The sequence below is a fragment of the Streptacidiphilus neutrinimicus genome, from assembly GCF_000787815.1.
Lineage (GTDB): Bacteria > Actinomycetota > Actinomycetes > Streptomycetales > Streptomycetaceae > Streptacidiphilus > Streptacidiphilus neutrinimicus.
Window position 1 is genome coordinate 23,684 of the sequence record NZ_BBPO01000054.1, and the last position, 6,125, is coordinate 29,808.

A 6,125-nucleotide genomic window follows, 5' to 3' on the forward strand; every position below is an offset into this window, starting at 1 on the left:
TCTAGGAGGCCGCGCCGACGGCGGCATCCGAATTCCCGGCCGCGTCCGCGGCGCCGTCCACACCGTCCACCGCGTCGCCCACCGCGTCGTTCGCGTCCCCGTCCCGGCCTGTGGCGCGGGCCTTGCGGGCCTCCGCTGCCGCGGCGAGGCGGGCGGCCTCGATGCGGCGGCCGGAGCTTCCGCGCATGAGGCGGACGTAGCCACCGGCGGCGACCACGCCGACGATCGCGCAGGTGAGCCAGACCGAACCGGCGCCCCAGAGGGCGAGCATGCCGCCGGCGGCCAGCGGCGCCAGGAATGAGGACGCCTGCCAGGCGAGCGAGTACGCGCCCTGGTAGCGGCCGCGCCCGTGGACGGGTGAGAGCTCCGCGACCAGCGCCTGGTTGACGGGCGTCCAGATGATCTCGCCGACGGTCCAGACCGCGACGCTCAGCGCGTAGACGGCCATGCCGCCCGAGGTCGCGCCGGGCGCGAAGGCGCACAGCGCCATGCCGAAGCCGAACAGCAGCGAGGCGGCGACCTGGATGCCGGTGCGGCCGCGCCCGCGGATGATCCGGGTGGCGGGGATCTGGGCGAGCACGATCAGCACGCCGTTGATCGCGACGACCAGGCCGTAGTCGGTCGCGGAGAAACCCTGGCGGCCCATCACCACCGGCACCGCCACCTGGCCCAGGCCGATCGTCATCGCGATCAGGAAGGTGAGGCCGACCAGCGAGAGGAACGGACCGTCGCGGAAGACCGTGCCGAGCCCGGCCCGCTCCTGCGGCGCGGCGTCCCGGGCGGCGTCCTGGGCGGCGGTCCGGGCGGCGGACCGCGCGACGGCCTGGGCCGGCCGCTCGGGGCGGGTCTCCGGGATACGGAGGAAGACGACGAGCGCGCACAGCAGCGTGGTGATCGCGTCGCCGTAGAAGAGCAGCAGGTAACCGTGCGAGGAGAGCACGCCCGCCACGGAGGCCGAGACGGCGAAGCCGATGTTGATGGCCCAGTAGTTGAGGGAGAAGGCGCGGACCCGGTCGGGGCCGGGCACCAGGTCGGCCATGATCGCGGAGATGGCGGGGCGGGCGGCGTTGCTGGTCAGCCCGAGCAGCCCGGCCACCAGCGCGATCAGCGCCGGCTCGGTGGTGTAGCCGAGCAGCACGGTGGTCAGCGCGGCGAGCGACTGCGCCGCGACCAGGGTCGGCCGGCGCCCGAGCCGGTCCGCGAGCACGCCGCCGCCGATCGCCCCGAAGACGCCGCCGAGCCCGAACGAGGAGACGACCAGACCGGCCACCGCGGGGGAGTACCCGCGGTCGGTGGTCAGGTAGAGGGTGAGGAAGGTGACGACGAAGCTGCCCAGGCGGTTGACCAGGGTGCTGGTCCACAGCCACCAGTAGGTGCGGGGCAGGCCGCCGACGGATTCCCGCAGGACGGCGCGAAGTCGCGGGAGGCGGGTGGGGACAGCGGTGGTCATATGCGCTCCGACCTCGGCAGGTAAGTGTCAGATCAGCAGGTGGGACATTACTCGGCGATGAGACGGCTGCGCCACCGGATTACGACCTCGACTAGGCTCATGGCCATGGCTGATGCTCCCTACCGTCTTGTGCTGCTCCGTCACGGCGAGAGCCAGTGGAACGAGAAGAACCTCTTCACCGGCTGGGTCGACGTCGACCTGAACGAGAAGGGCGAGAAGGAGGCCGTGCGTGGCGGCGAACTCCTCACCGCCGAGGGCCTTCTGCCCGACGTGCTGCACACCTCCCTGCTGCGCCGCGCCATCCGCACCGCGCAGATCGCGCTGGACCGCGCGGACCGCCACTGGATCCCGGTCCACCGCAGCTGGCGCCTGAACGAGCGCCACTACGGCGCGCTCCAGGGCAAGGACAAGGCGCAGACCCTCGCCGAGTTCGGCGAGGAGCAGTTCATGCTGTGGCGCCGCTCCTACGACACCCCGCCGCCCCCGCTCGCCGACGACGCCGAGTACTCCCAGGCCCACGACCTCCGCTACGCCGAGCTGCCGGCGGACATCCGCCCGCGCACCGAGTGCCTCAAGGACGTCGTCCACCGCATGCTGCCGTACTGGTACGACGCGATCGTCCCGGACCTCGCCGCCGGACGCACGGTCCTGGTCACCGCCCACGGCAACTCGCTGCGTGCGCTGGTCAAGCACCTCGACGACATCTCCGACGAGGACATCGCCGGCCTCAACATCCCCACCGGCATCCCGCTGCTCTACGAGCTGGACGCCGACTTCAAGCCGCTCACCAAGGGCGGCCGCTACCTCGACCCGACCGCCGCGGCCGCGGCCATCGAGGCCGTGAAGAATCAGGGGAAGAAGTAGCCCTCGCGGACAAAAGGGCCCCTCACCTGCGGAAACAATCGCGGGTGAGGGGCCTTCTGCGTTACTGTCCCGGCTCGTCGAGCAAGGAGCGCCAGGCGGTCAGGGGGCAGCGGTGGGAGAGACAGTGGTCCGGTCCGTGCCGTGAGGCGCCGGGCGGGCGGACGACGGGCCGCCGCTGGGGACGAACGGCTGGGCGCGATGGGCGGCGATCTGCGGTGTACTGGCCCTGGTGCCGCTCGGGCTGGTCTTCGGCGCGGTCGGGCCGGTCCAGACGACGCGGAGCCGGCAGCGCGGGCGTGAGGCCGCGCCCCGCCGGAAACGCCACGACGCCGTGGGCGACCGGGCCGCACGGCGTCGTGAGGGGGCGTCAGGGACGGCGTGACGCTCCGAGGTGTCGGTGAGGGGAGCGGCCCGTCAGTGCGAGCAGCAGCCTCCGCCGCACTGGCAGGTACCGCCGGACTGGCAGCCGCAGCCGCAGCCCGAGCCGCAGCCGCAGGCGGCGAGCAGTGGCAGCCGGGTGACTTCGGCCGACGGTGACGCGGCCGCGACCGCGGTCGGGGGAGTCGGGGCCTTCGAGAGAGTCTGGGTCATCGAGACAGGTCCTCCTCGTGCCTGGCCAGGCCCGTCTGGTCGACAGGCCTGTCTGTCTCCCAGTGAAGAGGCCCGTGTACGGAGCGTCAACGGGCGTACGGGAACACCCGTACGCCCGTTCGCGCGCCCCCACCTCGGGAGGATTGACGGTCAGGAGTCGCCGGGCTCCGGGACGAAGTCGTCCGCGTGCTCGCCGGTGACCAGGAAGACGACGCGCTTGGCCACCGAGACCGCGTGGTCGGCGAAGCGCTCGTAGTAGCGGCCGCACAGCGTGACGTCGACGGCGGTCTCCACGCCGTGGTGCCAGCGGTCGTCCAGCAGGTGGGCGAAGAGCTGGCGGTGCAGCTCGTCCATGCGGTCGTCGTCGCGCTCCAGCTCGAGCGCCGCCTCGACGTCCTTGGTGGCGACGACCTGGCCGGCCTTGGCGATCAGGCGCTGGGCCAGCTGGCCCATCTCCAGGATGATCGGGTGCAGGTCGGCGGGGACGGCGGAGTCCGGGTAGCGCAGGCGGGCCAGCTTGGCCACGTGGCGGGCAAGGTCGCCGCTGCGCTCCAGGTCCGCGCTCATCCGGAGCGAGGTGACCACGATGCGCAGGTCGGTGGCGACCGGCTGCTGGCGGGCCAGCAGGGCGATGGAGCGGTTCTCCAGGTCGTGGTGGAGCTGGTCCAGCTTCTCGTCGGCGGCGATCACGCTCTCCGCCAGCTCCAGGTCGGCGTCGAGCAGCGCCGTGGTCGCCCGGCCCATCGCGGAGCCGGCCAGGCGGGCCAGTTCCACCAGGCCGTCGCTGATCGAGTCGAGTTCCTCGTGGTACGAGTCGCGCATGCTGCTGTCATCCCTCCTGGACGGGTGTTCGCGTACCACTGTGGGCTGCCCGGACGACCCAGGCCCGCAACCGGAGTGAATCACCGGAGACGTGAAGGTGAATTCTCGGCGACCTGCGGCTGAGCGCATTGTCCTGGGGTTACGGCTGGTCACCGGCGTGCGCTTACGCTGATTGGCATGGATGTGAACGTGGCCGCCGCCTCCGTGAGCGCGCTCGTCGGGCTCGGGGTCGGCCTCACGGCCGCGCTCGCCTTCCGCTGGAGCGAGAAGGAACACCGGCCCGCCAAGCGCAGCGACCAGCAGGAGGAGCCGGCTCTGCCGCCGGGCGTGGACACCGTGCTGTCGGTGCTGCGCTCGTGCGCCGTCGTGCTGGACGAGAGCGATCAGGTGATCAAGGCGAGCTCCGCCGCCTACGCCCTCGGGCTGGTGCGCGGCGGGGCGATCGCCGTCGACGCGATCCTCGCCATGGCCAGGCTCACCCGTCGTGACGGGGAGATACGCCAGGCCGATCTGGACATTCCCAGACGCGCCAGCGGCGGCGGCGAGGTGCTCGCGGTCTCGGTCCGGGTGGCCCCACTGGGCTCCCGGCTGGTCCTGGTGCTGGTCGAGGACCTCACCGAGGCCAGACGCATAGAGGCGGTGCGCCGCGACTTCGTCGCCAACGTCTCGCACGAGCTGAAGACCCCGGTCGGCGCGCTCTCGCTGCTCTCCGAGGCCGTCCAGGACGCCAGCGACGATCCGGAGGCGGTGCGCCGCTTCGCGGGCCGGATGCTGATCGAGTCCGCGCGCCTCACCAACCTGGTCCAGGAGATCATCGAGCTGTCCCGGGTCCAGGACGACGTGCGCCTGGTCGACGCCGAGATGGTGCCGATCGACGAGCTGGTCGCCGAGGCCATGGACCGCTGCCGCCACCAGGCCGCGGCCAAGCAGATCACCATGGCGGCCGGCGGCATCGCCGGGCTCCAGCTCTACGGCAACCGCGGCCAGCTCGCCGCGGCCCTCGGCAACCTCGTCGAGAACGCCGTGAACTACAGCCCCGCCCGCACCCGGGTGGCCATCGCCGCCCGCAAGGTGCCCGGTGGCAAGCAGGGCCTGGTCGAGATATCGGTCACCGACCAGGGCGTAGGCATCTCCGAGAAGGACCGCGACCGGATCTTCGAGCGCTTCTACCGGGTCGACCCGGCCCGCTCCCGCGCGACCGGCGGCACCGGCCTCGGCCTCTCCATCGTCAAGCACGTCGCCGCCTCCCACGGCGGCAGCGTGGCGGTGTGGAGCGTCGAGGGTCAGGGATCGACGTTCACCCTGCGCCTTCCTGCGGGTAGGAACGACGAGGCTGCCGCGCGCGCCGCTCACTTCGCCGAAGGCGACGGAGACGTCGACGGCGATGTCGACAGCGACGTCAACGGCGAGGTCGACGGCCCCGCCGGTGCTGACGCCGAGGAGACCGTCGTGGTCCCCGACGACCTGACCGCCGATCCCACTCACCCCACTGCTCCCACCACCACCCCTGCCGCCCCGGAGGCCATGCCGTGACCCGTGTGCTTGTCGTCGAGGACGAGGAGTCGTTCAGCGACGCCCTCTCCTACATGCTGCGTAAGGAGGGTTTCGAGGTGGCCATCGCCGCCACCGGCCCGGACGCCCTGGACCAATTCGAGCGCAACGGCGCCGACCTGGTGCTGCTCGACCTGATGCTGCCCGGCCTCCCCGGCACCGAGGTCTGCCGCCAGCTGCGGGCCAAGTCCTCCGTGCCGGTGATCATGGTGACGGCCAAGGACAGCGAGATCGACAAGGTCGTGGGCCTGGAGATAGGGGCGGACGACTACGTCACCAAGCCCTACTCCACCCGTGAGCTGGTCGCCCGCATCCGCGCCGTGCTGCGTCGCCGCGGCGAGACCGAGGAGGCCAGCGGCGGCCCCGGTGCGCTGGAGGCCGGCCCGGTCCGCATGGACGTCGACCGCCACGTGGTCACCGTCGACGGCGCCAAGGTCGACCTGCCGCTCAAGGAGTTCGACCTGCTGGAGATGCTGCTGCGCAACGCGGGCCGCGTGCTCACCCGCATGCAGCTCATCGACCGGGTCTGGGGTGCGGACTACGTCGGCGACACCAAGACCCTCGACGTCCACGTCAAGCGTCTGCGCGCGAAGATCGAGCCGGACCCGGGCGCGCCGCGCTACCTGGTCACCGTGCGCGGTCTGGGCTACAAGTTCGAGCCCTGATCGGTCCGATCGCAGCGAGGACTCACTCGAAAGAGGATTCACTCGAAAGAGGCCGGGGCGGCGCCGCTTGTGCGGTGCCGCCCCGGCCTCTTCGCGTGCCGGTTCGTGTGCCGGGGTGTCGGGCGTCGTGGATGCTACCGGCCAGACGGGCGGGTCCGGCGCGCCGCACGGGTCGAGCGCGC

General features: G+C 72.0%; 5 protein-coding genes. 3 read left to right on the forward strand and 2 right to left on the reverse strand.

The window, feature by feature from the left end; all coding sequences use genetic code 11:
- Position 1: 1 nt before the first annotated feature.
- Complete coding sequence (locus TR48_RS27965) at positions 2–1,450, reverse strand: MDR family MFS transporter (RefSeq protein WP_052443119.1); 1,449 nt, start codon at positions 1,448–1,450, stop codon at positions 2–4.
- A gap of 105 nt (positions 1,451–1,555) precedes the next feature.
- Here TR48_RS27965 and TR48_RS27970 point away from each other — a divergent pair, with 105 nt between their 5' ends.
- Positions 1,556–2,314 (forward strand): phosphoglyceromutase, encoded by a 759-nt coding sequence (locus TR48_RS27970; protein WP_042372459.1) that lies wholly within the window; start codon positions 1,556–1,558, stop codon positions 2,312–2,314.
- Positions 2,315–3,055: 741 nt separating this feature from the next.
- Here the strand turns inward: TR48_RS27970 and phoU are convergent.
- Positions 3,056–3,727, reverse strand: a complete 672-nt coding sequence (gene phoU, locus TR48_RS27975) for a phosphate signaling complex protein PhoU (RefSeq protein WP_042372393.1) — start codon at positions 3,725–3,727, stop codon at positions 3,056–3,058.
- Positions 3,728–3,904: 177 nt separating this feature from the next.
- On the opposite strand from phoU, the gene TR48_RS27980 reads away from it, so the two are divergent.
- Both TR48_RS27980 and phoP read left to right on the forward strand, forming a co-directional pair.
- On the forward strand, positions 3,905–5,260 hold the full coding sequence (locus TR48_RS27980; RefSeq protein WP_042372396.1) for a sensor histidine kinase: 1,356 nt from the start codon (positions 3,905–3,907) through the stop codon (positions 5,258–5,260).
- A 5-nt stretch (positions 5,261–5,265) separates the two neighbouring features.
- The gene (gene phoP, locus TR48_RS27985; protein ID WP_500799095.1) at positions 5,266–5,943 is read left to right on the forward strand and encodes a two-component system response regulator PhoP; all 678 of its coding nucleotides are present in this window, start codon (positions 5,266–5,268) and stop codon (positions 5,941–5,943) included.
- Positions 5,944–6,125 lie beyond the last annotated feature (182 nt).

Excerpts from the sequence above, each read along its gene's own strand:
- TR48_RS27965 (WP_052443119.1), bottom strand. The coding sequence starts at position 1,450 with ATGACCACCGCTGTCCCCACCCGCCTCCCGCGACTTCGCGCCGTCCTG.
- TR48_RS27970 (WP_042372459.1), top strand. The coding sequence starts at position 1,556 with ATGGCTGATGCTCCCTACCGTCTTGTGCTGCTCCGTCACGGCGAGAGC.
- phoU (WP_042372393.1), bottom strand. The coding sequence starts at position 3,727 with ATGCGCGACTCGTACCACGAGGAACTCGACTCGATCAGCGACGGCCTG.
- TR48_RS27980 (WP_042372396.1), top strand. The coding sequence starts at position 3,905 with ATGGATGTGAACGTGGCCGCCGCCTCCGTGAGCGCGCTCGTCGGGCTC.